This is a genomic window from Deltaproteobacteria bacterium (genome assembly GCA_016234845.1).
In the GTDB taxonomy this organism is placed as follows: Bacteria; Desulfobacterota; Deferrimicrobia; order Deferrimicrobiales; family Deferrimicrobiaceae; genus JACRNP01.
The window spans coordinates 1-25,561 of sequence record JACRNP010000150.1 but is presented as its reverse complement, the minus strand read 5'-3'; the positions used below and the strand labels follow the sequence as shown (position 1 = coordinate 25,561).

Below are 25,561 nucleotides of genomic sequence, written 5' to 3'. Positions count from 1 at the left end.
TCACGCTCATGATGAGGACCATGTCCACGTCGTGGAGGACCCAATCGACGGCGGACAGCGATGTGGACGGGTTGAGGGAGACGCCCGCCTTCCTCGAAAGCTCCCGGATCCGCGCCACGGCGCGCTGCAGGTGGAGCGTCGCCTCGGCGTGGACGGTGATCACGTCCGCGCCCGCGGCGGCGAACGCCTCGATGTACCGCTCCGGCTCCACGATCATCAGGTGGACGTCGAGCGGAACGGTGGCGCGCTTCTTCACCGCGGCGACCGCCGCGGGTCCGATCGTGATGTTGGGGACGAATCGGCCGTCCATCACGTCGACGTGGAGCATGTCGGCCCCCGCGGCCTCGACCGCGCGGACCTCCTCCGCGAGACGGCCGAAGTCCGCCGACAGCAGCGATGGCGCGATGTAATACTCCATTCGCCCCCCTTTCCGTTCCGATAGTAGCACGTCTCCCGGCTACGGGGTCTTTCGCACCAGCGCGGCGAAGAAGGCGTCGGTGCCGTGGCGGTGGGGGTACAGGCGGAGGAACCCGTCCGCGGTCCACGCGTCGGCCGGGCCCGGCCACCGCTCCGGCGGGCCGATGACGGATGCGTTCCCCCGCTCCCCCAGGAACGACATCACCACGTCCTCGTCCTCCTCCCGGAGGGGAGAGCAGGTGCAGTACGCGAGCGCCCCCCCCGGTCGCACCGACTCCCACGCGTTCCGGAGGATCGCCCCCTGGAGCCGGGCCATACGGGTCACCCCCTCCGCGCGGAATCGCCACTTGGCGTCGGGATTCCTCCGGATCACCCCCATTCCCGTGCACGGCGCGTCGACCAGGACCTTGTCGTAGACCCCGCGGGTGGACGGGAGCGGCGCCCGGGAGAAGTCGTGCAGCGCGGTGTCCACCCCGGCGGCCGCCGTGCGCGCCAATGTCTCGCGCAGCAATCGGAGGCGGGCCGTGGAGACGTCCGCCGCCACGATCGCCGCCACCCCGCCCGCGAGCGCGGCCAGATGGGTCGTCTTCCCGCCGGGCGCGGCGCACGTGTCGAGGATCCGGTCGCCCGCGGCGGGGGTGAGCAGCGGCGCGATCAGCTGGGCCCCCTCGTCCATCACCAGATACGTTCCCTCGCGGAACGCCGCGTCCGCGTGGACCGCAGGCGGCTTTCCGAGGACGATCCCGTCCGGCGCGAACCGGCACGAGGCGGGCTCCCTTCCGTCGGCGGCGAACCGCGCCGCCAGCTCTCCGGCAGTCGCCCGGAACGGGTTGACGCGCACGGAGAACGGGGGCACCTCGAGGCAGGCGAGAAGGAACGCCCGCGTTTCCTCCCGTCCCATCGTCCGTTCCAGGGCGCCGATGAGAGAGGCCGGGGCCGACAGCTCCGCGGGGGCCCTCCGCGGGTCGCCTTCCGGAGGGAGCGCCGGCACTTTCCCCGCCCGGACGATCCCGCGCAGGACGGCGTTCACGAATCCGGCCGCGCCGCCGCCGCGGGCCGCCTTGACCGCCGCCACCGTTTCGTTCAGCGCGGCCCGGTCGGGGATCCGCGTGTGGAAGAGCTGGTAGGCGCCGGAGCGCAGCGCGTTGCGCACGTACACATCGGTCTTTTCGAGCGGCCGGGAGAGGTACGGCAGGAGGGCAAAGTCGATCGCGCCGCGTCGGCGCAGCGTGCCCATCACGATCTCGGTCAGAAGCCCCCGGTCCCGGGGGTCGGGAAACGATCCTTCCCGCAGCGCGCGGTCGAGCACGGTGTCGGCGAACGCCTCGTCCCGGTCGACGCGCGCAAGGACCGAGATCGCCGCGTCCCTTACGATAGCCGGTCCCCCTTTCCCACGCGGCGCCCCTGCGCGTACGCCCAGGCGTCCATCGCCTTCCCACCCTCCGGCTGGACCGCCAGCAGGCGAAGAACTCCGTTCCCGCACGCAACGGAGACCCCGCCGCGCTCCACCACCACCCGCACTGTCCTTCGACGCAACGGCGGCCGAGACCACCTTCAGTCCCTTTCCCGCGTGCGCCGCTACGGCGGACGGCCAGGGCGTCATCCCGCGGACCAGGTTCCGGATCTCCCGTGCCCCCTTCGACCAGTCGATCCGCCCGTGCTCTTTCTTCAGCATCGGGGCGTACGTCGCCAGGGAGCCGTCCTGCGGCGTCTCGGAGAGCGTTCCGCCGCGGAGCATCGTAAGCGACTCGAGCAGCGCCTCCGCGCCGAGGACGGACAGCTTCGCGTACATCGACTCGGCGGTGTCGTCGTCCCCGATCGGCATTTCGCGCACGTGGAGCATCGGGCCGGTGTCCATCCCTTCGTCCATCCGCATGATCGTGATCCCGGTGACCGTCTCCCCCCCCGCCACCGCCCAGTGGATGGGGGCCGCGCCCCGGTATTTCGGAAGGAGGGAAGCGTGCACGTTGACGGGCATGATCCGCGGGATGTCGAGGACCGATTTGGGAAGGATATGGCCGTACGCCACGACGACGATCAGGTCGGGCGCCTCGGCCGCGATGCGCGCGACGGCGTCGGGGTGCCGCGCCTTCGGCGGCTGGAACACCGGGAAGCCGAGCCGGGCCGCCTCCACCTTCACCGGCGGGGGGGCGAGCTCCCGCCCGCGTCCGGACGGGCGGTCGGGGTTGCACAGGACCAGAGTCACCTCCGCCGCGGACGCAAGGGCCGTCAGGGACGGCACGGCGAACAGGGGAGTCCCCATGAACACCGCGCGGAGCTTCGACGTCACTTCACGGAAGCCGCGGTGGAGGGGATGCGATCGATGAAGAGAATTCCGTCCAGGTGGTCGATCTCGTGCTGCAGCGCCCGGGAGAGGATCCCTTCGGCCCGGACGCGGACCGGGTCTCCCCCTTCGTCGAGCCCCCGGACGACGACGACCTCGGAACGGGGAACCTCCCCCTGTACGCCGGGGATGCTCAGGCACCCCTCGACGCCGAGGACCGTCTCCCCCTCCGTTCCGACGATCTCCGGATTGACGATGGCCATCGGCGCGGCTCCCTCGTCCACGGGGGAGACGTCCAGCACGATGACGCGCTTTCCGACGCCCACCTGCGGCGCCGCAAGCCCGATCCCTTCGGATTCGTACATCGTGTCGAACATGTCCCGGATGAGGGTTCGCACCCGGTCGTCCACGGCGGTCACCGCGGCGGCCTTGCGCGCGAGGAACGGGTCGGGATAGACGAGGATGTCCCTACGCATCGAACGCCGCCTTCCCCGGAGGGTAGCACCGGACCACGTTCTTCCCGCTCTCCTTCCCCCAGTACAGCGCCCGGTCGGCGTTCTCCACGAGCAGGCTCGCCGTCCACTCCGCTCCGGGCGTCAGGGACGCGACCCCCCAGGTGGCCGTCACCCGGACCGGTTCGTGCGTCCCGTTGAACACGCTTTCGGAGATCATCCGCTGCGCGCGCCTCGCGGCCGCCGTCGCCTGTCCCGCGTCGGCGTCCACCAGGAGCCACACGAACTCGTCCCCGCCGAGACGGGCCACGCTGTCGTACCTTCTTCTCGCCCGGTTCAATACGCCCCCGAACTGCCGGATCACGCTGTCCCCCACCGGCGGGCCGAACGCCTCGTAGACCCTCCGGATGTCGTCGATATCGGTTACGATGCACGACAGCGGACGCCCGATTCGACGGGCCATCTCGACGTTCCGCTCCAACTCCCGCGAGAATTGCCGCCGGTTCGGCAGCCCGGTCAGGTCGTCCACGGTGGACCGATCCCGCAGTTCCCGGTTCTCCGCCAACGCGTTCCGGTACATCTCTCCGTAGGACAACAGCGGCTGCAGCCGCTCGAAGATCTCACCCGCCGGAAGGTCCGCCGGGACGACCAGGTCCACCCCCGCCGACCGGAAACCGCGCGCGCGGGACAGGGCGTTCGCCCCTCCCGCCAGCACGACCGGCACCCCGATCCCTCCCCCGCGCTCCCGGAATTTCCGGAGGATCTCCTCCTCCTCCGTCACGGCGCCGTACTCCCCGAGCAGGACCGCGGCGAACTCGTCTCCCGCGAAACGGCTCTCGAGAAGAACCCCCCACGACGAGGAAAACACCACCGGGAATCCCCGGGTGCGAAGCTCCTCACCCAGTCGGGAAAGGACGGGCCACACCGGGCGGGCGATCAGGACGGATCTGGACACGGCACCCCCGGGTTGCGTTGGAAACCGCCTTCGACGTATTATTTCTTACCAGGGAAAAAAAGGGTATACACTTTTGCCACTTCTCCGAATCCTCTCCCGCCCCCTGCTCCCCGTCCTCGTCCTGTTTCTTTCGCACGCTTCGTCCCACGGCGCGGGGGTGGACCACCGCGAGTCGTTCCGCCTCCTTCCCCCCGACCGGGAACTCCTCTACCTCCCCGCGAAATACGCCCCCTGCTTCCGCTGTCACCCGGCGAAGTCGGTGATCGAGGACGAGGATTTCAACGTGGAGACGAACTTCCGGGACACCGTTTTGGGGAAGAACCTCCACAGCCTTCACGTCTACCGCCAGCCCCACGGGACCAACTGCCCGACGTGCCACCGCGTCGACCCGGAAACCGGGAAGGTGTCGATTTTTCCCGAAGTGAAGCTCGAAATGTCGGATCGGGGGGGGGCGTGCGCCCCGGCGTGCCACCGGCCCAAGAAGTACGAAAACGCCGGGCGGAAGCGGTAAGGGGAGGTTACTCCGCCTTCGTCCAGCCTCGGAGGCGGCCGGCGTTCCGGACCGCCACCGCCGCGACGTTCCCGAACGCGGTCAGCAGCTCCAGGTCCTCCTCCGTGAAGCCGCCCACCTGGTGGTGGTCGAGGTTGATCACCCCCATCACCTCGGCTCCCCACTTGACCGGCACCGCCATCTCGGACATCACCTTCGGGCTCGCCTCGACGTAGCGGGAGTCGATCCGCACGTCGGGCACCAGCAGCGGCACCCCCTCGCGGGCGACCCAGCCGGTGATCCCTTCCCCGAGACGCAGCCGGACCCCGCTCTTTACCGAATCGCCCAACCCCCGCTCCGCCTCGATGAACAGGGTGCCGGAAGACGGGTCCAGCCGGATGATCGACCCGGAGGAGGCGCCCATCAGCTCCGTGGCCCGATCGACGATCAGCTGGAAGAGGACGGCGGAGTCGGTCTCCTCGTTCAGCGCCTTGCTGATCTCGAAGATCGCCGTGAGCTTCCTCGCCTTCTTGTCCAGGCGGGAGACGAGCGCGGCGTTCTCGAGCGCGATCGCGGCGAAGTTCGCCATCACGGACAGGAGTTTCAGGTCCGCGTCGACGAGATCCCTCCCGTCCAGGGGGGTCGCCGCCGCCATCAGGCCGATCGCCGCCGTGGGGCTTTTCACCGGCGCGGCCAGGAACCCCTTCACGTCGAGTCGCCGCATCAGCCGCAGCAGGCTCCGGTCGGTTCCGGGACGCCCCTCCGATACGATGAGCCCCTCCCCGGAAGAGAGGACCGGGTGGACGACCATCCGGAAGATCTCCTGGCGGTACTTCTCGAACTGCCTTCCCCGGGGGATCCCGGCCATCGACCGGACGACCAGGTGCTCCACCCCCGGCTCCGAAAGCAGCAGCACGCACCGCTCGACGCGGAGGATGGACGCGGCCGCGGAGGTGATGAGGTCGAAGCCGCGCTGGAGATCCCCGGCCGGCGTGCTGAGCGCCTGCGACACCTCGTACAGCCCGGAGGTCAGCGCCGCCGCGAGCGAAATGTCCCTCGTGCCGCCATGGCGCTTCCTGCCCCCGCGGAGCGCCTCGAGGAGAAACGAGAAGGAGCTCATCCGTCCCCCAGCAGCTTCCGCACCGTTTCCTTGAGCTCGGTCGAATCGTGGGACTTGACCACGTAGGCGTCGGACGCCCACGTGTTGAAGTCCTGCCGGAACTCCCCGAAGGCGGTCAGGAGCACCACCGGGATCGTCGGGTTCTTCACCCGGATCCGCCGGAGGACCTCGATGCCGTCCACCCCCGGCATCTTGACGTCGAGGGTGACCAGGTCGGGCAGGAAGGAATCGAGGAGGCCGAGCGCCTCCGCACCGTTCGCGGCGAGCGCCACCTTGTACCCTTCATCGGAGAGCTCCGCCCGGTACAGTTCGCGGATGCTTTCCTCGTCGTCCACCACCAGTACTTTCTTCATCGGACCATCCTCCCTTGTCTTCAACGCCCCTCCCCCCATCGGGGGAGGACGCCGGCTTCGATCCCGACGCGGGAGAGCGCCCGCGAAGCGACGAAGTCCACCAGTTCGGACACCCTTGCCGGCCGATGGTAGAAGCCGGGACACGCCGGGAGGATGTCCGCCCCCGCGCGGGCGAGCCGAAGCATGTTTTCCAGATGGATCACGGAGAGCGGCGTTTCCCGGGCCACGAGCACCAGGGGCTTGCGTTCCTTGAGGACCACGTCCGCGCACCGGGTGAGGACCGACGACGAGATCCCGTTGGCGATCCGCGCGAGCGTCCCCATGGAGCAGGGGGCGACGATCATCGCGTCGGGAGGGTTCGACCCGGAGGCGAACGGTATCCGGAAATCATCGTCCGCGTACAGGCGGAACGGGCGGGCGGCGGAAATCCGGCGGGCGAGCCACCGTTCCCTCGCCGCGAGGGAGGCGGGCGCCTTCCCGTTTCCGACCTCGGAGGCGAGAATCCCCCACGCGGTGGGGGTCACCAGCACATGCAGGTCGACGTCCCGGGCGAGCAGCAGCGATGCGCAACGGATGCCGTAGACGGCGCCGCTGGCCCCCGAAATCGCGAGAAGGACCCTCAAGGGCGGCCCCGGAGAAGGAGGTCTATGTAGGTGAACAGGCAAAACGCGATGCTCACGACCCCGTTGAGGTTGAAGAACGCCACGTTCAGCCGCGAGAGGTCGTCCGCCCGGACGATCGCGTGCTCGTACGCCAGCACGCCGGAGCACAGGGCCAGCCCGGCCAGGTACCAGCCGCCCATATCGAACAGATGATACCCCAGCAGGAGGAGCGCCGCCATCGCCAAGTGGAACGTCCGCGCCACCCAAAGGGACGGGCCCACTCCCAGGCTCCGGGGGATGGAATGGAGCCCCTCGCGGCGGTCGAACTCGATGTCCTGCAGCGCGTACAGGACGTCGAACCCCGCCACCCAGAACAGGACGGCGAAGCAGATCGACAGGATCCTCGGATCGGCCTCCCCGGTCACCGCGATCCACGCGGCCAGAGGCGCCGCGCCGAGGCAGGCCCCCAGGACCAGGTGGGACGCCCAGGTGAACCGCTTCATGTACGAATACGAAAAGAGCAGCAGGAGAAGCACGGGAGACAGCTTCAGGCAGAGGGGGTTCAGCTTCGCCGCGGACAGCTCGAGCAGGAGGACGGACATCAGGATGAACACGCTCGCCATCGGGCGGCTCACCTGCCCCGCGGGGATCGCGCGCCCCATCGTGCGGGGGTTTCTCGCATCGATGTCCGCGTCGACCAGCCGGTTGAACCCCATCGCGGCGCTGCGGGCCCCCACCATCGCAAGGACGATGTAGAAGACGGTGCGGGCGGGCGGCACCGCCCCGCGCGTCCCCAGCTCTCCGGACGCGAGAAACATCCCGGTGAGGGCGAACGGGAGCGCGAAGACGGTGTGCGCCACCTTCACCATCTCGAGGTACACGCCGATGCGGCGGAGCACGCTCAGAGGCCGTACTCCTTCCACCGGCGGGTGACCCGGTCCGCGACCTCCCTCGGCATGACGATGTCCTCCGGCCACTCGCGGGCGAACCCTTCCGCGGCCCATTTCCGCGTTGCGTCGATCCCCATCTTCGACCCGTAGTGCGGGATCGGGGAGGCGTGCTCGAGGGCGTCCACGGGCCCCTCCACGACCATCGTGTCCCGCTTCGGGTCCACGTTGTTGCCGATCCGCCACAGGACCTCGGACAGGTCCTGGATGTTCACGTCGGAGTCGAACACCACCACGAACTTGGTGAACATCAGAAGCCCCAGTCCCCAGACCGCGCTCATCACCTTCCTCGCGTGGCCGGGGTACCGCTTGTCGATCGAGAAGAACGCGAAGTTGTGGAAGATCCCCTCGACGGGGAGGTTCATGTCCGCGACCTCGGGGACGATCTTCTGCAGCAGCGGGAGGAAGATCCGCTCCGTCGCCTTCCCCAGGAAGACGTCCTCCATGGGCGGCTTCCCGACGATCGTCGCCGGGTAGATCGGCTCCTCCCGCCGGGTGACGCAAGTCAGGTGGAAGACCGGGTACTCGTCCGCCAGGGAGTAGTAGCCGGTGTGGTCGCCGAACGGCCCTTCCGTTCGCAGCTCGTCGGGGTCGACGTACCCCTCCAGGATCACCTCGGCGTGCGCCGGCACCTCGATGTCGGACGTCACGCACCGGACCAGCTCCACCGGCTCCTTCCGGAGGAATCCGGAGAACATCATCTCGTCCATGTCCTCGGGCAGCGGCGCGGAGGCGGCGTAGATGGTGGCCGGATCGCCCCCCAGCGCGACCGCCACGGGCATCCGCTCCCGCTTCTTCCGGAAACCGCGGTAGTGCTGGGCCCCCCCCTTGTGGACGTGCCAGTGCATACCGGTCGTCCGCTCGTCGTAGACGTGCATCCGGTACATCCCGACGTTGCGGCGACCGGTGACCGGGTCCTTCGTGAACACCAGCGGCAGCGTGATGAACGGGCCGCCGTCGTCCGGCCATGTCTTCACGACGGGCAGGAACGCGAGGGACGGATTCGCCTTCTCCACGACCTCCTGGCACGGGCCCGAGGAGACGACCTTCGGTACGAAGTCCGCGAGGCGGGCGAGCTTGGGGAGCATCTTCAGCTTCTCGAGGAAGTTGGTGGGGATCTCCGGCTCGATCACCTCCCGGACCCTCGCCGCGATGTCGTCCAGGCGGTCTACGCCCAGGGAAAAGCACATTCTCTCCATCGTGCCGAAGAGGTTCATCGCCAGCGGGACCGACGTCCCGGCAACGTTCTTGAACAACAGCGCCGGACCTCCCGATTTCACCGCCCGGTCGGCGATTTCCGCCGCTTCGAGCTCCGCCGACACCTCCGCCCGGATCTCCTTTAGATCGCCGCGCGCCTCGAGGGCGGCCATGTATTCCCTTAGGTCGCGAAACGCCATGCGGTCTCCTTGCCGTCGGGATTCCCGGCTGTTGGACATCATATCACCGCGAACCTCCCCGTTCTCCGGAGGGTTCCCTCCGCGAGATCCGCTGGGAATCCTCACACATCCACTTGACCCCCGAAGGATCCGAAAGGTACCCTGTTCCCTGGAGGTATATTCGCATTGAAGAAAACATCGAAGCTGTTCAAGGCGCTCTCCGACGAGACCCGCCTGCGGATCCTCAAGATGCTCGAGGCGAGGCCCCTGTGCGTGTGCGAAATCCAGTACGTGCTCAAGGGGTCGCAACCCAACGTGTCCCACCACCTGAAGACGCTCTCCGAGGCCGGCCTGGTCGACTCCCAGCGGGACGGCCTGTGGATCGCGTACCGGATCACCGACAAGCCCGATACCCCGATGCACGCGGCGGCGCTGTCGCTGCTACGACGGTCCCTGAAGGGCGACGAACGGGTGAAGAAGGACCGCGCGGCCGTAAAGAGCGTGAACCGGATCGACATCGCGCTCAAGAAGTAGTCCGGGTCCGGATACCCCGCTTCAGCCCCGCAGGATCACCCGCGTCGCCCCCCACCCCCCGGAGTCCGCGGGAGCGTCCGCGAACGATTCGACGAGCGGGTGGCGGGAGAGCGCGGCTCGCACGGCACCCCTCTGGACGCCCTTCCCCTTCCCGTGGATCAACCGCACTTCCCGGAATCCCCTCGAGGCCGCCGCCGCCAGATACTCCTCCACGACCGAAACGACATCGCCGGGCGCGAACGGGTGGAGGTCGATGCACTCCTCGATCGGTACGGGGTGGGGAAGGTCTTCCCCGGGGAGATCCCCGGTGGTCACGGCTGCGGCGAAAGGACGGCCGACGCCGCCTCCCGCATGGAGGGGGTCGACGCGGGGGAAAGGAGCAGCGGGGTCTCGTTGTTCCTCGCGATCTCCCGGAGCTCGTCGAACGGGATCTTCCGGAACGCGGCGACCACTTCCGGATCGAACCGGCTCCCGGCGCCGTCCGTGATGTTTTCCAGCGCCTCCGCGTGGGTACGCCCGGTGTGGTACACCCGGTCCGTGGTGAGCGCGTCGTACACGTCGATGACCGCGAAGAGGCGCGCCCCCAGCGGAATGTGGGAACCCTGGAGCCCCCGGGGGTATCCCTTGCCGTCGAACCGTTCGTGGTGGGACAGGACGATCGCCGACGATTTCCTCAGGAAGTCGATCTTCCGGAGCATCCGGCTCCCCACCTCGGGGTGCGTCCGCATCACCTTCCACTCCTCCTCGGTCAACGGTCCGGGCTTGAGGAGGATGTTGTCGGGAATGCCGATCTTCCCCATGTCGTGCAGCAGCGCCCCGCGCCAGATGACGTCCAGCTCCTCCCGCGACGTGATCCGCATCTCCTTCGCGAGCCGGAGCGTGTAGTCCGCGACGCGCTGGGAGTGCACCCCGGTGCTGTGCTCGCGGATATCCAGCGCGGAGGCGAGGGCCAGGAGCGTGTTGTCGTTGGCCGTCTCGATGTCCCGGATGAACCGCTTCTGCTGCTCGAAGAAGCTCGCCGCCAGCGCGCCCACCAGCCAGAAGACGCCGACCTCCCCGATCCGCGCGACCTGTCCGGACACCTCGGAAGGCCAGGAGCTTCCCGCCAGCCCGGCGCAGACGGCGGTCGCCCCCACCGTGGACAGCGCGGCCCCTGCGCCGCCGAACCACGACGCGCACAGGAGGATCGGGAAGAGGTAGAGCTTGCGGACCATCTCCCGGGAGCGGATCCACTGCTCGGACTGTTCGGGGAGGGAAAGGAGGGCCACCGTGATCGCGACCATCAGGATACCCACCGCGACGCCGCGGGCCACCGGACCGGTGAATCCGAAGATCGGCTCCTGGTGCGGGTAAGCGCCCATTTCACGGATTTTACCGCATCCCCGCGAATCCGGTAAGATACATCCACCATGCGGAAAACGGTGATCGTCGGGACGGCGGGTCACATCGACCACGGGAAGAGCTCCCTCGTGCGCGCCCTCACGGGGACGGACCCGGACCGGCTGAAGGAGGAGAAGGAGCGGGGGATCACGATCGAGCTCGGATTCGCGCACCTCGACCTTCCGTCCGGCGCGCTCGCCGGGATCGTGGACGTCCCCGGGCACGAGCGGTTCGTCCGGACGATGGTGGCCGGCGCCGCCGGGATCGACATCGTCCTGCTCGTCGTCGCCGCGGACGAGGGGGTGATGCCGCAGACGCGGGAGCACCTCGACATCTGCCGCCTGCTTTCCGTGCCGCGCGGCGTGATCGCAATGAACAAGTGCGACAAGGCGGACGCCGACTGGATGGAGCTCCAGGAGGAGGAGATCCGCGCGCTCGTCCGGGGAACGTTCCTCGAAGGAGCTCCGATCCTGCGGGTATCCGCCGCCACCGGGGAGGGATTGCAGGCACTGGTCGCGGCCGTGGACGCGGTCGCCGCGGGGGTCGCCGGGAGAGACCCTTCGCACCTGTTTCGCCTGCCGGTGGACCGGTCCTTCTCGATGAAGGGGTTCGGAACGGTCGTCACGGGGACGGTGATCGGCGGCACCGTTTCGGTGGGGGAGGAGGTGGCGGTTCTTCCCGGGGGGGGGGTGGCGAAGGTGCGCGGGCTGCAGGTCCACGGAGGCCCGGTGCACCGCTCCTCCGCCGGCACCCGGACGGCGGTCAACCTGCAGGGGGTCGAAAAGGAGACCGCGCCCCGGGGTTCCGTCCTGTGCCGACCCGGATCTTTCTCTCCCACGAAATCGGCGGAGGTCTTCCTCGAATACCTGCCGCTCGCCCAGCGCCCGCTCCGGCAGCGGGCCCAGGTGTCGTTCCACGCGGGGACCTTCTCCTGCGTCGGGCGGATCCTCCTCTACGGCGCGCCGGAGATCCCTCCGGGCGGCACCGGGTACGGCAAGGTGGTCCTCTCCGAAGAGACGGTTCTCTCCGGGGGCGACCGGTTCATCCTGCGCGGCTTCTCCCCGCTGGCGAACTTCGGGTACACCTTCGGGGGCGGCACCGTGCTGCACCCGCGCCCTCCGGCCAGAAGAGGAGCGGGAAAGACGGTTCCGTCGGTCCTCCCCCGGCTCCGCTCCGGGGACACGGCGGAGCGGATTCTCGCCGCGGTGGAGGATGCCGGAGCGGCGGGGTCGTCCCCTTTATCCGTGGCCGTCGTCGTCGGAACCGGCACGGAGAGCGTGTCGGCGACGTTCGCCGCCCAGGCGGCGGCCGGGATCCTCGTCGAGGCGCCGGGCGGAGGAAAGGCGTGGCACCGTTCCGCGATCGACGCGGCGGCGGCGGCCGGGGCGAAGGCGCTGTCCGATCTGCACGACCGCGCCCCCGAACGGGACGGGTTCCCGCGGGAGGAGGTGGCGGCGCTCTTTCCGGCACCACCCGACCCCGCCTTCCTCGCCCTCGCCCTTTCGCGAAGCCCGGCGATCTCCCGCCAGGGCGATCTCTACTTCCTCCCCGCGCGGAAGCCGAAGGCGGTGGAGCTCGCCTCGCCGCTGGCCCGGAAGATCGCGGAATTCGTCCGGGCCGCCGGCACGTCCGCCCCCACCCGCACGGAGCTGCTCGACGCGGTCGGGACGATCACCCGCGATCCCCGGGCGGTGGACAAGGTCGTGGACGGCCTTGCCCGGGCGGGGGAAGTGGTCCGGGTGAAGGAGCTTCTGTTCGACGCGGCGGCCCTGCGCGGCATCCAGGAAAAGCTCGTGGCGTTCATCGCGGCGCGCGGGGAGATCTCCGTCCCGGAGTTCAAGGAGGTGTCGGGCGGCCTCTCCCGGAAATACCTGATCCCGCTCCTGGAGCATTTCGACGCACAGAAGGTCACCCTGCGCGTGGGCGACAGGCGGGTGCTGCGGAAAGGGAAGTAGAAGCCGCTACTTCCCGGTCCCGACCGAGATCAGCTCTACTTCGAAAATCAGGACGCTGTTGGGGGGGATCTTCGACCCGCTCCCCTGCTCGCCGTAGCCGAGCTTCGACGGGACGAACAGCTGCCACTTCGCGCCCTCCTTCATCATCGGAAGGGCCTCCTTCCACCCGGCGATGACGCGGTCGATCCCGAACGTGGCCGGCGCGTTCCGCTGGTGTGAGCTGTCGAATTCGGTCCCGTCGACGAGGTTCCCGCGGTAATGGACCGTCACGTTGTCGGACGGACCGGGCGACTTTCCCTTTCCCGCCGCGAGCACCTTGTATTGCAGCCCGCTCGGGAGGATCGTCACCCCTTCTTTTTTCCCGTTCGCGGCGAGGAACGCCTCCCCTTCCGCCCGGTGCTTCCCGGCTTTCTCCCTCCGCCGCATCCGCTCGTCGGCCTCGACCTTCTTTTTGAGCTCCACCAGCGTCTTCCGCATCTCCTGCGCGGGCATCCGGGGCTCCGCTCCGCCCGCGGCGTCCCGGATCCCCTGCACGAGGAGGTCCGGGGCGAGTTCGATTCCCTGCCGCTTGAAGTCTCCGCCGATCTGGTAGCCGATGCTGTAGTTGATCCTCCCCTTCTCGTCCATCGACTCCGGCTTTTCGCCCGCAAGGCAGACGCCGGACAGGAACGCCACGACGAGAATCGCCCTTGTGATGACCACCATCATGTCCGTTCGCCCTCCGGTCGCGGAAAGGGCCGCCCGGGGGCGGCCCTTTCCCGTTCAGGGGATTTTATCCCTAAATGTCGCAGTTCGCCATGTCGCCGACGCAGTACGGCCGCATCATCTCGTTGTCCTCGTGCTCGACGATGTGGCAGTGCCATACGTACAGCCCCGGGATGTCGAAGGTGGACTGGACCCGCGTGATCTCGCCCGGGTAGGCGATGACCGTGTCCTTTCCGCCCGTCTCCCAGGATTCAGGGGGGTATGTATCGCCGGCGTTGCCGCCGTGCGGGGATACCGTCGGGTCGAGCACTTCGCGGTTTACCACGCGGAAATGGACGAGGTGCAGGTGGATCGGGTGGGCGTCCACGGTGTTGTTGTGGATCTCCCAGGTCTCGGTCGCGCCGAGCGGAGGGTTCTCTGTGATGGGAGCCGACCAACGGAGCGGATTCCCCGTGCCGTCCGCGTTTACCGTGCCCAGCAGGGCCGCCGTCGGGCCGAATTCCCCCGCAGTCGATCCGTCGGGGCACACGCCCGCCACCGGGCCGACGATCGCCCCGGTCGTGTCGTCGAAGCAAACCGTCTCCGACATGGACATCGCCTCGTTGAGGGAGACCTTCCGCGTCGGCGCGGCAGCGACGATCGGAGACCGGACCGGCAAGGTCGCCGGCGAGGCGCTCACGTCCCGCAGCCGGAGCGGGACGACGTTGAACACCATCACCTGTCCGGTCGTGGCCGGGTTCGCCGGGGCGAACGCGACGCCGGGGAGCCCGCCGCCGAACGGCTCGTCCGGCCCGACGTTGGTCAGGACGATCCTGGACCCGGGCGCGTAGCCCGAGAAGTCGACGATGACGTCCGACCGCTCCGCCAACCCCATCAGAAGCTGGCTCTGCACCGCGGGGGAGCCGCTCAGGAGACCCTGGTCGGAGCCGATCTGCCGGAACGGAGGCGGGGTCGATACCGTCGACCAGTTGGCCGGGTCGGACGGATCCGCTCCAACGACATCGCGCAACTGCAGGATCAGGAACCGGGAGTTGCACCCGTTCAGGAAGCGGAACCGGTACTTGCGCGGCTCCACGTTCAGGAAGGGCCACGTCCGGCCGTTCACCACCATGGTGTTGAAGAACGCCTCCGGGTTCCAGATGGGGGCCACGTCCGAGACCGGGGCGAAATTCACCCCGAACCCGGCGAGCGTTCCCGGCGCGAGCCCCTCGAAGAAGTCCCGGTTGTCCGGGTAGAAGAGGGCGCCGTTCGGCTGGAACGACCGGTCCTGAATGACGATCGGGATCTCGCGGGGCGCCAGATACTTCGAAATGTTCGGATCGTTCGGATTCAGGAACGGGACCAGCGCCGAGCCCGGAAGGGGCGCGGGTCCCGGGAGGTTGAGCTTCGCTTCCTGGAGGTCACGGAGCAGGTAGAACCCCGCCGGCCCCGCGTAGACGTTGGTGCGGGTCATGCCGAGGGAGTGGTCGTGGTACCAGAGCGTGGCGGCCGGCTGGTCGTTGGGGTACTGGAACACGGCGAAACCTTTCCCCTTGCCGGAGCCGCCCAGGTAGTCGCTGTAGTTCGATCCCTGGGTGGCATATTCGGCGGGAATGTCGGTCGCCGCGGGCAGCCACCACGCCTCGGGGTACCCGTCGCTCTCGGGACCGACGTGCGCGCCGTGCACGTGCGTGATCAGGGGAACCGGCCCCTTGTATGCCTCCCCGCTGTTCCCCTCGCAATCGGTTCCCGCCATGCTCATCATGTCGTTCCCCATCATATGCGGGCGGCAATCCTGCGGCGGGTTCGCCCAGTGCAGCGTCTGGTCCACCGGCAGCAGGTGCGGAAGGAATTTGCCGGTGACCGGGTCCTTCAGGTTGTTGATCCACTTGACGCGCGTCGGAACGTTCTTCCACGCCTCGATGGTGAAGGCGGGGTAGTTCTTCGTCTGGGGCTTGCCGACGGCGCTGTAGCTCCAGACGGTCGTCGGCCCCGCGACGCTCGCCGGAAGGATCTGCTGCTCGAACTGCGTCACCTCGATCTCGTAATAGTCCACGAATTTTCGCGCCTTCGGATCCCAGCGGAATCCCGCCCTCGGCATCACCGGCGGAATGACCAGCGGATTCACGTACTTCGGAACCGCCGCCCCGTCGATGATGCACACCCCGGGCTGCGCCTCGACTTGTCCGGCAGGACAGACGCATACCCCACCGGCTTCGATCTGGCCCGGCGGGCACGCCGCGAAGCCGATCCCGGCGCCGACCGCCGCGAGCAGTAACACGGTAACGCCAATTCCCCACGTTTTCATGACCATCCCTCCTTGCAGGAAGCTTCCTGCCTACATGATGTGCCAGAGCCCCATCATCCCGATGTCCTCGTGCTCCACGATGTGGCAGTGGAACATGGACATCCCGCCGTAATCCATGACCGGCACGAGCAGCGTCGCGCTTCCCATCTTCGGGATGAGGACGACGTCCTTCCATGCCGGAGCGTTCGTGTAGAGCGATGCGTAGCCCGCGTCTCCTCCGCTGATCGAGAGGACCTGGCACGGGTTCACGTGCTGGTGGAACGGGTGGTCCATCATGCTCTGGTTGACGACCCGCCAGATCTCCCACGTGCCGAGCATCGAGTGGATCTCGAAAGTGCTCTCCATCCCGGCGAAGGAGATCCCGTTGATGTATCCCTTCCCCTGCCCCATGCTCAAGGAAAGGGTTCTCGTCGCGACGGGGTCCCCCGCGACCCGGACGGCGTCCGGGTCGATCGTGGACGGGATCGCGTCGGATGTGCGGGTCCCTTTGCAGGAGAGGGTCAGGAGCGTCACCTGCTGCCCCATGCTTCCTCCCCCGCGGTTGTACGGGAGCGAGAGGAGGCGGTAGCTCCCCGACTTCGAGCTCGCCTTGACGAGGATCTCCACCCGCTCGCCCGGGGACAGGAGAAGCCGCGGGACGGAGTACGGCTTGTCGAGCAGGCCGCCTTCGGTCCCCACCACGGACAGCGTGTGCCCTTCGAGCGACAGCATGTAGAACCGGGCGTTGCTCGCGTTCAGGATCCTCCATCGCTGGACCTGGCCGGGACGGACGGGTAGGACCGGGTTCACCTGGCCGTTCACCATGACGGTGTTCCCTTCCTTGCCGTGCATGAAATCCATCGTCGAGGCGTACGGCGCCGGGTCGGCGCCCGACAGGGCGATGTCCTTGAGGACCATGACGTGCGTCTCGAAGTCGGACAGGACGGGCAGATCGTCCTCCACGATCAGGGCGCCGGCGAGGCCGCCCCAGTACTGCTCGGCCACAGAGCCGTGGATGTGGGGGTGGTAGAAATTGAGCGTGCCCGCAGCCTGCTTCGACAAATCGTACTCGTAGGCGAACGATTCGCCCGACATGAGCATCCGCATCACGTTGTCCGAGTTCCCCTCGGGGGAGACGTGCAGGCCGTGGGTGTGGAGGTTGGTGATGTCGCGATCGTGGCCGAGGATGTTCGTCCCGAGCTTGGACAGCGAGTTCGTGAGGTTGATCCGCAGCACGTCGCTGTTCTTCACCCGGATGGTCGGCCCCGGGAAACCGCCGTTGTAGGTGAGAAGGTTCGCGGCCGTTCCGTTGACCATGACGGGGGTGACCCCCGCCTCCAGGTCCACCTCGACGATCCCCGCCACGCCGGACTTGTTCCACGCCACGGGGGGGTCCCGGAACAGCGCGCCCGGGGGAGGATCGATCACGCTCGTCCCGCCTCCCATTCCGCCCCCGCCGCCCATGCCGCCCCCGCCGCCCATCATCCCGGCCGCCGATTTCGCGGCGTTCGCGCCAAGGTACCCGGCACCGAGGGCAAGCGATGACAGCCGGATGAAATCCCGACGGGACAGGAACTTCCCGCTCATGATGAATGCCTCCTTCGTGGCGTTTGGCCTGATACCGCTCGCACGGTCAGCGGGGACAGCAATTGGCGTGCCGCCATGAGATGGAAGCTTCGGATCGTTTATTTCCATTGGAAAAACGTTGCGTTGCGAGTGCGGACCGTTTTTCGGAAGAGAACGGGGGAAACGGAAATCTGGAAGAAATTCAACCCGAAAATATAATTATTCGAAGGACCGACAGAGAACCGCCGCACCCGCACCCGCCGCGAATCCGGCGAGATGGCCCGGAAGCGTGTAAGGAGACGGGTTCAGAAGGTCGGACAGCGGACCCGGCCCCCACCCCCAGAGGAACACCGCGACCACCCATGCGCAGGCGAAGAGGTACGCCGGCACCGCTACGACCTTCCCCATCCCGTACATCGAGATCGGGACGTCGGGGAAGAAGACGAGGTACGCCCCGAGCACCCCGGCGACCGCCCCGGCCGATCCGAGCGCGGCGGGCGCCCCCGCCGTTCCCCACAGGACGTGCGCGGCTCCGGCGACCGCCCCGCAGAACAGGTAGAAGAGCAGGAACTTCACGCTCCCCATTCGATCCTCCACGTTGTCGCCCAGGACGAAGAGGAAGAGGCACCCCGCTCCCAGAGGCACCACCCCGCCGTGGAAGAACGGAGCGAGCCACAGGACGAACTTCGGCATCCCGCCGAAACCGGCCCCGGACGGCAACGCGACCCGGGAAGGCATCTCTCCCAGGCCGCCCGCGCCGATCGTCGAGAGGAAATGGAGGGCGATCGTCAACCCGAGGAGCACCAGCGTCGACAGCGGAAGCGCGCCGGAAGAGGGGGCATCGTCGCGCAGCGGAACCAGGACCGGCAGGACGGGCGTCGGAACCTCCCCCGGCGCGTTCGCGCCGAGGTCGGGACCCATTTCCCGGTCGAGCCGCCCGCGGACCTCGCCGGCCAGCGACTCGCCGAGCGCCTGGTACAGCGAAGCGTGGTCGCGATGGAACCGCATCTTCGCCGAAAGGTCGCCGACGGAGCTGCGCGGGACGAGGATCCCCCCGCATCCCGCGCAACGGAAGACCGGTATCCCTGTGGACTGGAAGTCGGCGGCGTAGAGGCCGGAGGAGCATTTCGGACAGGAGAGCGCCTTGGCTTCCCTCCAAGCTCGCGACAACCGGTCCCGCGGGGCGGAGCCGGAGCCCCCGGGCGCGGCGACGTCCGGGGCCGCCTTCTCCGTTTCGGCGAACCGGCCCTCCGTCAGCTCCCGGATCTCCCCGAAGTCGAACCACGCGGTCCCGCACGAAAGGCACCGGTCGATCTCCACCCCCGCCGCCGAAGGGACGGACCGCATCGATGAGATCCTGCAGAAGGGGCAGTTCACCTGGCCGTTCCGGCAGGGGCGAGGAGCTGCAGCCGTTCGCCGGCCGCGGCGCGGTTGAGGGCGGCATCGAACGAGGAGAAACGAACGTCCGGCCCGGCCGGGGCGGAAGCGATCGTCATCGCCGAGGAAAGGTGGATCGCGTCGGACCCCCGAAGCCCGTATTTCGCGGCCAGCCGCCCCGCTTCGACCTCCCGGAAATCGACGACGGCGAGCCGGTCCCAGTCCCGCCGCAACGCCCGGAAGACGACCCCGTACCCGGTCTTCGGAAGATCGCCCGCGCGCATCCTCCGGATCAAGGCGGAAATCGCCTCGGGATACGCCACCCGGCAGACGGCGACGACCTCCGCCTCGTCGACCCACTCCCTGACGGCGCCCGAATGGGGCTCCTCGACGTACAGTTTCACCAGCGCGCTGGTGTCGAGAAACAGGATCACCGGCGGCTCGCGAGCACCGTCTCGGCCAGCGGCCTCCCCTTCACCTTCACGCCGCGCGCGCCCTTCGGTTTCCCCCGGGGCATCCGGGCCTCCCCGCCGTCCGAAAGGCGCCTGAGGGCAAGCCGCTCCTTGGTGATCGGAACGAGAACCGCCACCTCCCGCCCGCGCGCCGTCACCACGACCTCTTCTCCGCCCCGGGCGATTCCTATGTAGCTGCTCAGCCGGGCCTTCAATTCCCGGACTCCGACGGCGATCATCGCGCCCTCCCTGTCCCCGCACGGGCAAGAAACCCGATGTGGCCACAGGATAGCATGAATGTGGTCACTTTCGCTGCTCAGCGCCGCGTATCGCGTCTCTTCCCGCTCCCGGGCCGGGAGACCTCCCGCCATCGGAAACAATCCACGATGTGATCGTTCACCATGCCCACCGCCTGCATGTGAGCGTAGCAGATGGTGCTGCCCACGAAACGGAATCCGCGTTGCTTCAGGTCGCGGCTCATCGCGTCAGACACGGGCGTGCTGGAGGGCACTTCCGCCATGCTCCTCCACGCGTTCCGGATCGGCCTGCCGTCCACGAAGCGCCACTGGTAGGCGTCGAAGGATCCGAACTCCTCCTGCACTTCCAGAAAGGAGCGCGCGTTGGCGACGGCGGATTCCACCTTCAGACGGTTGCGCACGATGCCGGGATCGGCCAGGAGCTCCGCCACCTTCGCACGGCCGAAACCGGCCACCGTTTCAGGGTCGAAGCCGGAGAAGGCGGCGCGGTACGCCTCCCGTTTTTTCAGGATCGTGAGCCAAGAGAGTCCGGCCTGGGCTCCCTCCAGGACCAGGAACTCGAACAGGAGCCGGTCGTCGTGGACCGGCACTCCCCATTCCCGGTCGTGGTAGGCCCGGTACAGCGGGTCGCCGCCGGTCCAGGCGCACCGGCGGCGGTTTGCGTCCCGATCCATGACGGCCTTACGGTTTCCCCAGATACCGGCTCTTCACGTTGTAACCGACCATCCATTCGGCCAGGGAGCGCTTTGGGAGGATGGTCAGGAGCTGCGCGGCGACGGCCTTTTCGTCCTTCGAAGAGGCCGCAAGCTCCCGCGCCCTGGCGTCGAAGAGCAGCAGGTACTCCTTCATCTCCCGCAGGTCCTTCTTCGTGGAAAGCGGGCCGTGGCCAGGGACGATCCGCTCCACATCCATATCCAGCAACGCATCGATGGTCCCGGTCCAGCCGGGCAGGTCGCCGTCCGCTATATAGGGATGGAAATCCGTGAACAGGATATCGCCGGCGAAGAGCAGCCTTCGGGACGGGACGTGGACCACGAGGCTTCCCGGGGTATGGGAGGACGCGGTGCGGATCACCCGGACCTCCACTCCGCCCAGGTCGACGGTGAGCCGTTCGCTGAAGGAGAGCGTCGGCACCGCGATCGCGGTGCCGGCCATGTCTTCCGGCTTCAGGCCGTAGGCACCGGCGTTCTTCAGGATCTCGGCGCCGTTCTTCGCCAGGGATGCCCGGTCGGCGTCGTGCGAGATCACGGCAGCGCCGAGACGGGCGAACACGCAGTTGCCGAGCGCGTGATCCAGGTGAGTGTGGGTGTTCACCACGTACCGGATCGGCTTGTCCGTCACCTTGCGGATGTCGGCCAGGAAACGCTCCCCCTCCTTCGCGGAGATCAGGGTATCGACCACCAGGACGCCGTCGCGGCCGATGACGATCCCGGCATTGGCGGCGAAGCTGTGGGCGGCGGAGGCGTCCTGGACGCCGACGTAAGAGAAGACGTCATCCGCCAGCCGGGTCAATTCGGCGAATGCCGCCCCGGCCGACAGCAGGGTCAGGATCAACGTGGACATCGCGATGATTTTCTTCATCCGTTTCCTCCTCGATACCCGATGGATAATGAAACCATACGTCATCGCCTGGCTTTTCCGCAAACGGAGTCGATATCGATCCGGTCCCGCTTTCCCGGCGAAAGGAACCCATTATACGTGGACACGCATGTCGCACGGGTGTCGTTTCGCATCGGGTGGACCGCATCGAATGACCCCGTACGGATCGAAGAGGACCTCGGGAAATCGGTTCCCCGAAAGGAGTGGTGGAACTACTCCACGCGCCTTGGATGGCATGGGCACGGGGTATAGCTGGCGGCTCCCGCCGCCGGAACCGCTGGAGGGGCCGCCCCGTTACATCAGCAGGGAGAGGATGGACCGTTCGGCGAACTCGAGCATGGAGCGGGGGACGATTCCGAGGACCAGGACCGCCGCCGCGGAGGCGCACAGGGCGATGGAGAACGCCGTGCGCGGGGGACGGGGAACCGGGATCTCGCCCGGGGCCGGCATCATGTACATGTAGACGACCAGCCGCAGGTAGTAGTAGATCGAAACGGCGCTGTTCAGCACGCCGAGGACGGCGAGGCCGACGTAGCCGTTCTTCACCGCGGAGCTGAACAGGTAGAATTTGCCGACGAAGCCGGCGGTGGGCGGGATGCCGGCCAGCGAGACCAGGAACAGGGTGAGGAGGGCGCCCAGGACCGGGTACCGGAATCCGATCCCGGCGAAGTTGCCGATGTCGTACGCGTCGTCCTCCCCCTGCGCGACGAGCATGATCACGCCGAAGGCGCCCAGGTTCATCAGGGCGTACACCAGCAGGTAGAACAGGGCCGCCTGGCCGCCCGCGACGTCGCCGGCGACCAGCCCCACCAGGATGTACCCCGCGTGGGCGATCGACGAGTAGGCGAGCATCCGCTTGACGTTGTCCTGCAGCAGCGCGGAGAAGTTCCCGACCGACATCGTGAGGAACGCCAGCGCCCACAGCACGTTCGCCATCACCGGGGAGAGCGCGGGGAAGGTGAGAAGCGACACGCGGATCAGCGCGGCGAACGCGGCGGCCTTCACCGCGGCGGCCATGAAGGCGGTCACCAGGGTGGGCGCCCCCTCGTACGCGTCGGGCGTCCACATGTGGAACGGCGCCAGCGACACCTTGAAGCCGAACCCGACCACGAGCAGCCCCATCCCGGCGAGGAACACCGGGCTTTCGTACAGGCGGGCGTCCCGCACCATGGCCGCGATCGAGGCGATCTTCGTGGTGCCGGTCACCGAGTACAGCAGGGCGATCCCGTAGAGGAGGAACCCGGAGGCGAACGCTCCGAGGAGGAAATATTTGATCGCCCCCTCGAGCGACTTCATCCGGTCCCGGTGGAACCCGACCAGGCAGTAGATGGGGATCGACAGCGTTTCGAGGCCCAGGAAGACGGTCATGAGGTCCGTCCCCTTCGCCATGAAGAGCATGCCGGCGGTCGAGATCAGCAGCAGGGCGAAGAACTCCCCCTTCTGCGTCCCTTCCCACTCGGAGTAGCCGGTCGCCATCAGCAGCGTCAGGAGCGCGGCGGCGAGGATGGTCAGCGTGAAGAAGAGCCCCATCCCGTCGTGTACGATCATCCCGGAGAACCCCTCGATCCGGCCGGACCCCAGCGACAGGGCCGCGAACATCGAAAGCGCCACGCCCACGATGCCGATGCCGCACAGCAGCTTCTTGCGGTCGTCGGCCAGGAACAGGTCGGCGAGCAGGACGACGATGGCCGTCCCGATCACCACCAGCTCGGGGAGGATGCTGTAGAGCCCCTGGATCAACGCGGGGCCGTCGACGGGAATCGGCGCCATCCTTCCCTCACTTCCCCGCGTCGAAGTAGCGGACGAGGAGCGTTTCCCCCGGAGGGGAGCCGGCCAGCGCCGCCTGTTTCTTCGCCTCGACGCGCGCCACGAAGGCGTTGACCGAGGCGTCCATCCTGCGGAGGAACGGCTGCGGGTAGACGCCGATCCAGAAGACGAACAGGAGCAGCGGGAGCATGTAGGCGACCTCCCGCGCGTTCATGTCGGTGAGGCGCAGGTTCTCGTCGTTGGTGACCTTCCCGTACATCACCCGCTGGAACATCCAGAGCATGTAGACCGCGGCGAAGATGACGCCCAGGGCGGCGACCACCGTCAGCACCTTGTGGGCCTTGAACGCGCCCAGCAGGATCAGGAACTCCCCCACGAACCCGTTCGTGCCCGGAAGCCCGACCGAGGAGAGGGTGACGACCATGAAGCAGAGGGTGAAGACCGGGACGACCTTGGCCAGCCCCCCGAACTCGGAGATCAGGCGCGTGTGCCGGCGCTCGTAGATGATCCCGACGATGAGGAAGAGCGCCCCCGTGGAGACGCCGTGGTTGACCATCTGGAGGATGGCGCCCTCGATCCCCTGCAGGTTGTACGCGAACAGGCCGAGCATCACGAAACCGAGGTGCGACACCGAGGAGTAGGCGACCAGCTTCTTCACGTCCTTCTGGACCATCGCCACCAGCGCCCCGTAGAGGATCCCGACCACCGCGAGCCCCGCGATGTACGGAGTCCAGTCGGCCGCCGCCGCCGGGAAGAGCGCCATCGCGAAGCGGATGAACCCGTACGTGCCCATTTTCAGGAGGACGGCCGCCAGGATGACGGATCCCGCGGTGGGCGCCTCGACGTGCGCGTCGGGAAGCCACGTGTGGAACGGGAACATCGGCACCTTGAAGGCGAAGGCGAGGAAGAACGCCCCGAAGAGCCAGAACTGCATCTTCAGCGGGATCGCGAGCTCGTACAGCTTCAGCAGGTCGGTGGTGTAGCTCCCGGTGACCGCGTAGTGGTGGAAGTAGAGGACGAGGATCGCGACCAGCATCAGGACCGACCCGACGAAGGTGTACAGGAAGAACTTGATCGCCGCGTAGATCCGCCGTTCGCCGCCCCACACCCCGATCAGGAAGTACATCGGGATGAGGACCAGCTCCCAGAAGATGTAGAAGAGGAACAGGTCGGTCGCCACGAACACCCCGACCATCGCGGTTTCCAGGACCAGCATGAAGACCATGAACTCCTTCACGTGCTTCTCGACGGCGGCCCAGGTCGACAGGATCGCGATCGGCATGATGAAGGTGGTGAGCATCAGGAGCCACAGCGAGATGCCGTCCACGCCCACCTGGTACGCGATCCCGTACTGCGGCAGCCACGGGGCCCGCTCCACCAGCTGCATCGCCGCGGTGCCGCTGTCGAACCGGGCCACCACGGGGAGGGAGAGGAGGAACTCGAGAAGCGTGACCGCCAGCGTGAACGCGCGGATGGCGGGCTTGCCGTCCCGCGGGAAGAACAGGAGCAGCGCCGCGCCGACCAGCGGGAGGCCGATGAGGACGGAGAGCAGGTGCTGGTCGAGGAACGGGACGCCGGTCATGACCCGAGGCTCCGGAAGAGGATGTACCCGACGATGAGGACCGCGCCCAGCAGGAGCGAGAAGGCGTACCCTCCGACGACCCCGGCCTGGATCCGCCGCACCCGGCCGCCCGCCGCTCGGGTCAGGTCGGCGACGCCGTTCACGATGCCGTCGATGAACAGGGCGTCGAACATCTCCCACAGCCAGACGGAGCCGTTGACGATCCTTTGCACGACCGCCCACTCGTAGAATTCGTCTACGTAATACTTGTTGTAGACGAGCTTGTGGAGGTTGGGCCAGCTCTTCATGATCTCGGCCGGCTTTTCGGTCCGGACGCGGTAGAGGAAGTACGCGAGACCGATCCCGCACAGCGCGATCGCCACCGACAGCCCCATCAGCCCGATCTCCAGGGCCGCCGGGTGGTGGGCCGCTCCTTCCGCCCCGTGCGCCGCCCCCGCCGCCGCGCCGTGGGCGCCCGCGGCCGCGGCCGGGTGGAAGACCGGGGCCAGCCAGTGCTCGAAATAGTTGCTCCCGCCCAGCACCGCCGGGATGCCGATCCAACCGCCTGCCACCGAGAGGACCGCCAGGATCGACAGGGGAACCGTCATCGTCCACGGGGACTCGTGGACGTGCTTTTCCACCTCGGGGTCCATCCGCGAGCCGCCGTAGAAGGTCAAAAAGACCAGCCGGAACATGTAGAACGCGGTGATTCCGGCCGCCACGGCCGCCGCCGCCCAGAGGACCGGGCTGCCGTGGGACGACGAGAACGACTGCCAAAGGATCTCGTCCTTGGAGAAAAAGCCGGAGAGGCCGGGGATCCCCGCGATCGCGAGGGTGGCGACGAACATGGTCGCGTACGTGACCGGGATGTACTTCTTCAGGCCCCCCATCTTCCGCATGTCCTGCTCGCCGGAGAGGGCGTGGATCACCGAGCCGGAGCCGAGGAAGAGGAGCGCCTTGAAGAAGGCGTGGGTCATCAGGTGGAAGATCCCGGCGGTGAACGCCCCCACGCCGCACGCCAGGAACATGTACCCGAGCTGCGAAACGGTCGAGTACGCCAGCACCCGCTTGATGTCGTTCTGGCAGATGCCGATGGTGGCCGAGAAGATCGCCGTCGCCGCCCCCACGACCGCCACCACCATCATG

General features: G+C 67.8%; 25 protein-coding genes and 1 pseudogene. 3 read left to right on the top strand and 23 right to left on the bottom strand.

Translation table 11 applies throughout. From position 1 onward, the window contains the following. From HZB86_10210 to HZB86_10190, 5 genes and pseudogenes are all read right to left on the bottom strand, one after another. The coding region (locus tag HZB86_10210) for a ribulose-phosphate 3-epimerase (GenBank protein ID MBI5905898.1) at nucleotides 1-418 on the bottom strand (418 nt) is incomplete at its 3' end. Nucleotides 419-457: 39 nt separating this feature from the next. After that, entirely contained in the window at nucleotides 458-1,900 is a 1,443-nt protein-coding gene (gene rsmB / locus HZB86_10205) for a 16S rRNA (cytosine(967)-C(5))-methyltransferase RsmB (protein ID MBI5905897.1), read from the bottom strand. Beyond that, a pseudogene (locus HZB86_10200) lies at nucleotides 1,786-2,680 on the bottom strand (methionyl-tRNA formyltransferase). The gene rsmB and the pseudogene HZB86_10200 overlap by 115 nt, the downstream one beginning before the upstream one ends. Nucleotides 2,681-2,703: 23 nt before the next feature. Beyond that, the gene (gene def, locus HZB86_10195; GenBank protein MBI5905896.1) at nucleotides 2,704-3,177 is read right to left on the bottom strand and encodes a peptide deformylase; all 474 of its coding nucleotides are present in this window, start codon (nucleotides 3,175-3,177) and stop codon (nucleotides 2,704-2,706) included. Beyond that, the gene (locus tag HZB86_10190) at nucleotides 3,170-4,108 is read right to left on the bottom strand and encodes a GGDEF domain-containing protein (GenBank protein MBI5905895.1); all 939 of its coding nucleotides are present in this window, start codon (nucleotides 4,106-4,108) and stop codon (nucleotides 3,170-3,172) included. The genes def and HZB86_10190 overlap by 8 nt, the downstream gene beginning before the upstream one ends. A 73-nt stretch (nucleotides 4,109-4,181) precedes the next feature. Between HZB86_10190 and HZB86_10185 the strand changes: the two genes are divergently transcribed. Continuing rightward, entirely contained in the window at nucleotides 4,182-4,619 is a 438-nt protein-coding gene (locus tag HZB86_10185) for a hypothetical protein (protein MBI5905894.1), read from the top strand. A gap of 7 nt (nucleotides 4,620-4,626) precedes the next feature. On the opposite strand, the gene HZB86_10180 is transcribed toward HZB86_10185, so the two are convergent. From HZB86_10180 to HZB86_10160, 5 genes are read right to left on the bottom strand one after another with little or no spacing between them, the layout of a single operon-like run. Then, nucleotides 4,627-5,718 carry a GAF domain-containing protein gene (locus HZB86_10180; GenBank protein MBI5905893.1) on the bottom strand — a complete coding sequence of 364 codons (1,092 nt, stop codon included), beginning with the start codon at nucleotides 5,716-5,718 and terminating at the stop codon, nucleotides 4,627-4,629. After that, nucleotides 5,715-6,071 carry a response regulator gene (locus HZB86_10175; GenBank protein ID MBI5905892.1) on the bottom strand — a complete coding sequence of 119 codons (357 nt, stop codon included), beginning with the start codon at nucleotides 6,069-6,071 and terminating at the stop codon, nucleotides 5,715-5,717. The genes HZB86_10180 and HZB86_10175 overlap by 4 nt, the downstream gene beginning before the upstream one ends. A 20-nt stretch (nucleotides 6,072-6,091) precedes the next feature. Beyond that, complete coding sequence (locus HZB86_10170) at nucleotides 6,092-6,736, bottom strand: UbiX family flavin prenyltransferase (protein MBI5905891.1); 645 nt, start codon at nucleotides 6,734-6,736, stop codon at nucleotides 6,092-6,094. Next, nucleotides 6,691-7,677 (bottom strand): UbiA family prenyltransferase, encoded by a 987-nt coding sequence (locus tag HZB86_10165; protein ID MBI5905890.1) that lies wholly within the window; start codon nucleotides 7,675-7,677, stop codon nucleotides 6,691-6,693. Before HZB86_10165 ends, HZB86_10170 begins: the two co-directional genes overlap by 46 nt. Continuing rightward, on the bottom strand, nucleotides 7,575-9,017 hold the full coding sequence (locus HZB86_10160) for a menaquinone biosynthesis decarboxylase (GenBank protein ID MBI5905889.1): 1,443 nt from the start codon (nucleotides 9,015-9,017) through the stop codon (nucleotides 7,575-7,577). Before HZB86_10160 ends, HZB86_10165 begins: the two co-directional genes overlap by 103 nt. A 165-nt stretch (nucleotides 9,018-9,182) precedes the next feature. Between HZB86_10160 and HZB86_10155 the strand changes: the two genes are divergently transcribed. Beyond that, the gene (locus tag HZB86_10155) at nucleotides 9,183-9,530 is read left to right on the top strand and encodes a winged helix-turn-helix transcriptional regulator (protein ID MBI5905888.1); all 348 of its coding nucleotides are present in this window, start codon (nucleotides 9,183-9,185) and stop codon (nucleotides 9,528-9,530) included. Nucleotides 9,531-9,551: 21 nt separating this feature from the next. Here the strand turns inward: HZB86_10155 and HZB86_10150 are convergent, their stop codons facing one another. Together HZB86_10150 and HZB86_10145 are read right to left on the bottom strand one after the other, a co-directional pair. After that, the gene (locus HZB86_10150; protein MBI5905887.1) at nucleotides 9,552-9,845 is read right to left on the bottom strand and encodes a Smr/MutS family protein; all 294 of its coding nucleotides are present in this window, start codon (nucleotides 9,843-9,845) and stop codon (nucleotides 9,552-9,554) included. Further along, nucleotides 9,842-10,891 (bottom strand): HD domain-containing protein, encoded by a 1,050-nt coding sequence (locus HZB86_10145; protein ID MBI5905886.1) that lies wholly within the window; start codon nucleotides 10,889-10,891, stop codon nucleotides 9,842-9,844. The genes HZB86_10150 and HZB86_10145 overlap by 4 nt, the downstream gene beginning before the upstream one ends. A 48-nt stretch (nucleotides 10,892-10,939) precedes the next feature. Between HZB86_10145 and selB the strand changes: the two genes are divergently transcribed. Continuing rightward, on the top strand, nucleotides 10,940-12,865 hold the full coding sequence (gene selB / locus HZB86_10140; GenBank protein ID MBI5905885.1) for a selenocysteine-specific translation elongation factor: 1,926 nt from the start codon (nucleotides 10,940-10,942) through the stop codon (nucleotides 12,863-12,865). Between the two features lie 6 nt (nucleotides 12,866-12,871). Here the strand turns inward: selB and HZB86_10135 are convergent, their stop codons facing one another. The 11 genes from HZB86_10135 to HZB86_10085 all read right to left on the bottom strand — a co-directional run. Beyond that, nucleotides 12,872-13,492, bottom strand: a complete 621-nt coding sequence (locus HZB86_10135; protein MBI5905884.1) for an FKBP-type peptidyl-prolyl cis-trans isomerase — start codon at nucleotides 13,490-13,492, stop codon at nucleotides 12,872-12,874. A 151-nt stretch (nucleotides 13,493-13,643) separates the two neighbouring features. Beyond that, nucleotides 13,644-15,857: a multicopper oxidase domain-containing protein gene (locus HZB86_10130; protein ID MBI5905883.1), complete on the bottom strand. Its 2,214-nt coding sequence runs from the start codon at nucleotides 15,855-15,857 to the stop codon at nucleotides 13,644-13,646. A gap of 30 nt (nucleotides 15,858-15,887) precedes the next feature. Beyond that, the gene (locus HZB86_10125; GenBank protein MBI5905882.1) at nucleotides 15,888-17,423 is read right to left on the bottom strand and encodes a multicopper oxidase family protein; all 1,536 of its coding nucleotides are present in this window, start codon (nucleotides 17,421-17,423) and stop codon (nucleotides 15,888-15,890) included. 198 nt (nucleotides 17,424-17,621) lie between these two features. Further along, the gene (locus HZB86_10120) at nucleotides 17,622-18,749 is read right to left on the bottom strand and encodes a rhomboid family intramembrane serine protease (GenBank protein MBI5905881.1); all 1,128 of its coding nucleotides are present in this window, start codon (nucleotides 18,747-18,749) and stop codon (nucleotides 17,622-17,624) included. A gap of 26 nt (nucleotides 18,750-18,775) precedes the next feature. Beyond that, nucleotides 18,776-19,213, bottom strand: coding sequence for a type II toxin-antitoxin system VapC family toxin (locus HZB86_10115; GenBank protein ID MBI5905880.1), 438 nt, complete (start codon nucleotides 19,211-19,213; stop codon nucleotides 18,776-18,778). Then, nucleotides 19,210-19,470 (bottom strand): type II toxin-antitoxin system prevent-host-death family antitoxin, encoded by a 261-nt coding sequence (locus HZB86_10110; GenBank protein ID MBI5905879.1) that lies wholly within the window; start codon nucleotides 19,468-19,470, stop codon nucleotides 19,210-19,212. Before HZB86_10110 ends, HZB86_10115 begins: the two co-directional genes overlap by 4 nt. Before the next feature lie 77 nt (nucleotides 19,471-19,547). Continuing rightward, nucleotides 19,548-20,162 (bottom strand): DNA-3-methyladenine glycosylase I, encoded by a 615-nt coding sequence (locus HZB86_10105; protein ID MBI5905878.1) that lies wholly within the window; start codon nucleotides 20,160-20,162, stop codon nucleotides 19,548-19,550. A gap of 7 nt (nucleotides 20,163-20,169) precedes the next feature. Next, the gene (locus HZB86_10100) at nucleotides 20,170-21,069 is read right to left on the bottom strand and encodes an MBL fold metallo-hydrolase (protein ID MBI5905877.1); all 900 of its coding nucleotides are present in this window, start codon (nucleotides 21,067-21,069) and stop codon (nucleotides 20,170-20,172) included. A gap of 312 nt (nucleotides 21,070-21,381) precedes the next feature. Beyond that, nucleotides 21,382-22,857, bottom strand: coding sequence for an NADH-quinone oxidoreductase subunit N (locus tag HZB86_10095; GenBank protein MBI5905876.1), 1,476 nt, complete (start codon nucleotides 22,855-22,857; stop codon nucleotides 21,382-21,384). A gap of 7 nt (nucleotides 22,858-22,864) precedes the next feature. Further along, nucleotides 22,865-24,436, bottom strand: a complete 1,572-nt coding sequence (locus HZB86_10090) for an NADH-quinone oxidoreductase subunit M (protein ID MBI5905875.1) — start codon at nucleotides 24,434-24,436, stop codon at nucleotides 22,865-22,867. Then, nucleotides 24,433-25,561: NADH-quinone oxidoreductase subunit L (locus HZB86_10085; protein ID MBI5905874.1), on the bottom strand; the 1,129-nt coding region annotated here is incomplete at its 5' end. The genes HZB86_10090 and HZB86_10085, both read right to left, overlap by 4 nt.

What these genes read in the sequence shown, in the direction of transcription:
- HZB86_10120 (MBI5905881.1), bottom strand. Translation starts at nt 18,749, where the DNA reads ATGCGGTCCGTCCCTTCGGCGGCGGGGGTGGAGATCGACCGGTGCCTT.
- HZB86_10110 (MBI5905879.1), bottom strand. Translation starts at nt 19,470, where the DNA reads ATGATCGCCGTCGGAGTCCGGGAATTGAAGGCCCGGCTGAGCAGCTAC.
- HZB86_10105 (MBI5905878.1), bottom strand. Translation starts at nt 20,162, where the DNA reads ATGGATCGGGACGCAAACCGCCGCCGGTGCGCCTGGACCGGCGGCGAC.
- selB (MBI5905885.1), top strand. Translation starts at nt 10,940, where the DNA reads ATGCGGAAAACGGTGATCGTCGGGACGGCGGGTCACATCGACCACGGG.
- HZB86_10165 (MBI5905890.1), bottom strand. Translation starts at nt 7,677, where the DNA reads ATGGGCCGCGGAAGGGTTCGCCCGCGAGTGGCCGGAGGACATCGTCAT.
- HZB86_10130 (MBI5905883.1), bottom strand. Translation starts at nt 15,857, where the DNA reads ATGAAAACGTGGGGAATTGGCGTTACCGTGTTACTGCTCGCGGCGGTC.
- def (MBI5905896.1), bottom strand. Translation starts at nt 3,177, where the DNA reads ATGCGTAGGGACATCCTCGTCTATCCCGACCCGTTCCTCGCGCGCAAG.
- HZB86_10180 (MBI5905893.1), bottom strand. Translation starts at nt 5,718, where the DNA reads ATGAGCTCCTTCTCGTTTCTCCTCGAGGCGCTCCGCGGGGGCAGGAAG.
- HZB86_10160 (MBI5905889.1), bottom strand. Translation starts at nt 9,017, where the DNA reads ATGGCGTTTCGCGACCTAAGGGAATACATGGCCGCCCTCGAGGCGCGC.
- HZB86_10125 (MBI5905882.1), bottom strand. Translation starts at nt 17,423, where the DNA reads ATGAGCGGGAAGTTCCTGTCCCGTCGGGATTTCATCCGGCTGTCATCG.
- HZB86_10135 (MBI5905884.1), bottom strand. Translation starts at nt 13,492, where the DNA reads ATGGACGAGAAGGGGAGGATCAACTACAGCATCGGCTACCAGATCGGC.
- HZB86_10100 (MBI5905877.1), bottom strand. Translation starts at nt 21,069, where the DNA reads ATGAAGAAAATCATCGCGATGTCCACGTTGATCCTGACCCTGCTGTCG.
- HZB86_10175 (MBI5905892.1), bottom strand. Translation starts at nt 6,071, where the DNA reads ATGAAGAAAGTACTGGTGGTGGACGACGAGGAAAGCATCCGCGAACTG.
- HZB86_10090 (MBI5905875.1), bottom strand. Translation starts at nt 24,436, where the DNA reads ATGACCGGCGTCCCGTTCCTCGACCAGCACCTGCTCTCCGTCCTCATC.
- HZB86_10095 (MBI5905876.1), bottom strand. Translation starts at nt 22,857, where the DNA reads ATGGCGCCGATTCCCGTCGACGGCCCCGCGTTGATCCAGGGGCTCTAC.
- HZB86_10145 (MBI5905886.1), bottom strand. Translation starts at nt 10,891, where the DNA reads ATGGGCGCTTACCCGCACCAGGAGCCGATCTTCGGATTCACCGGTCCG.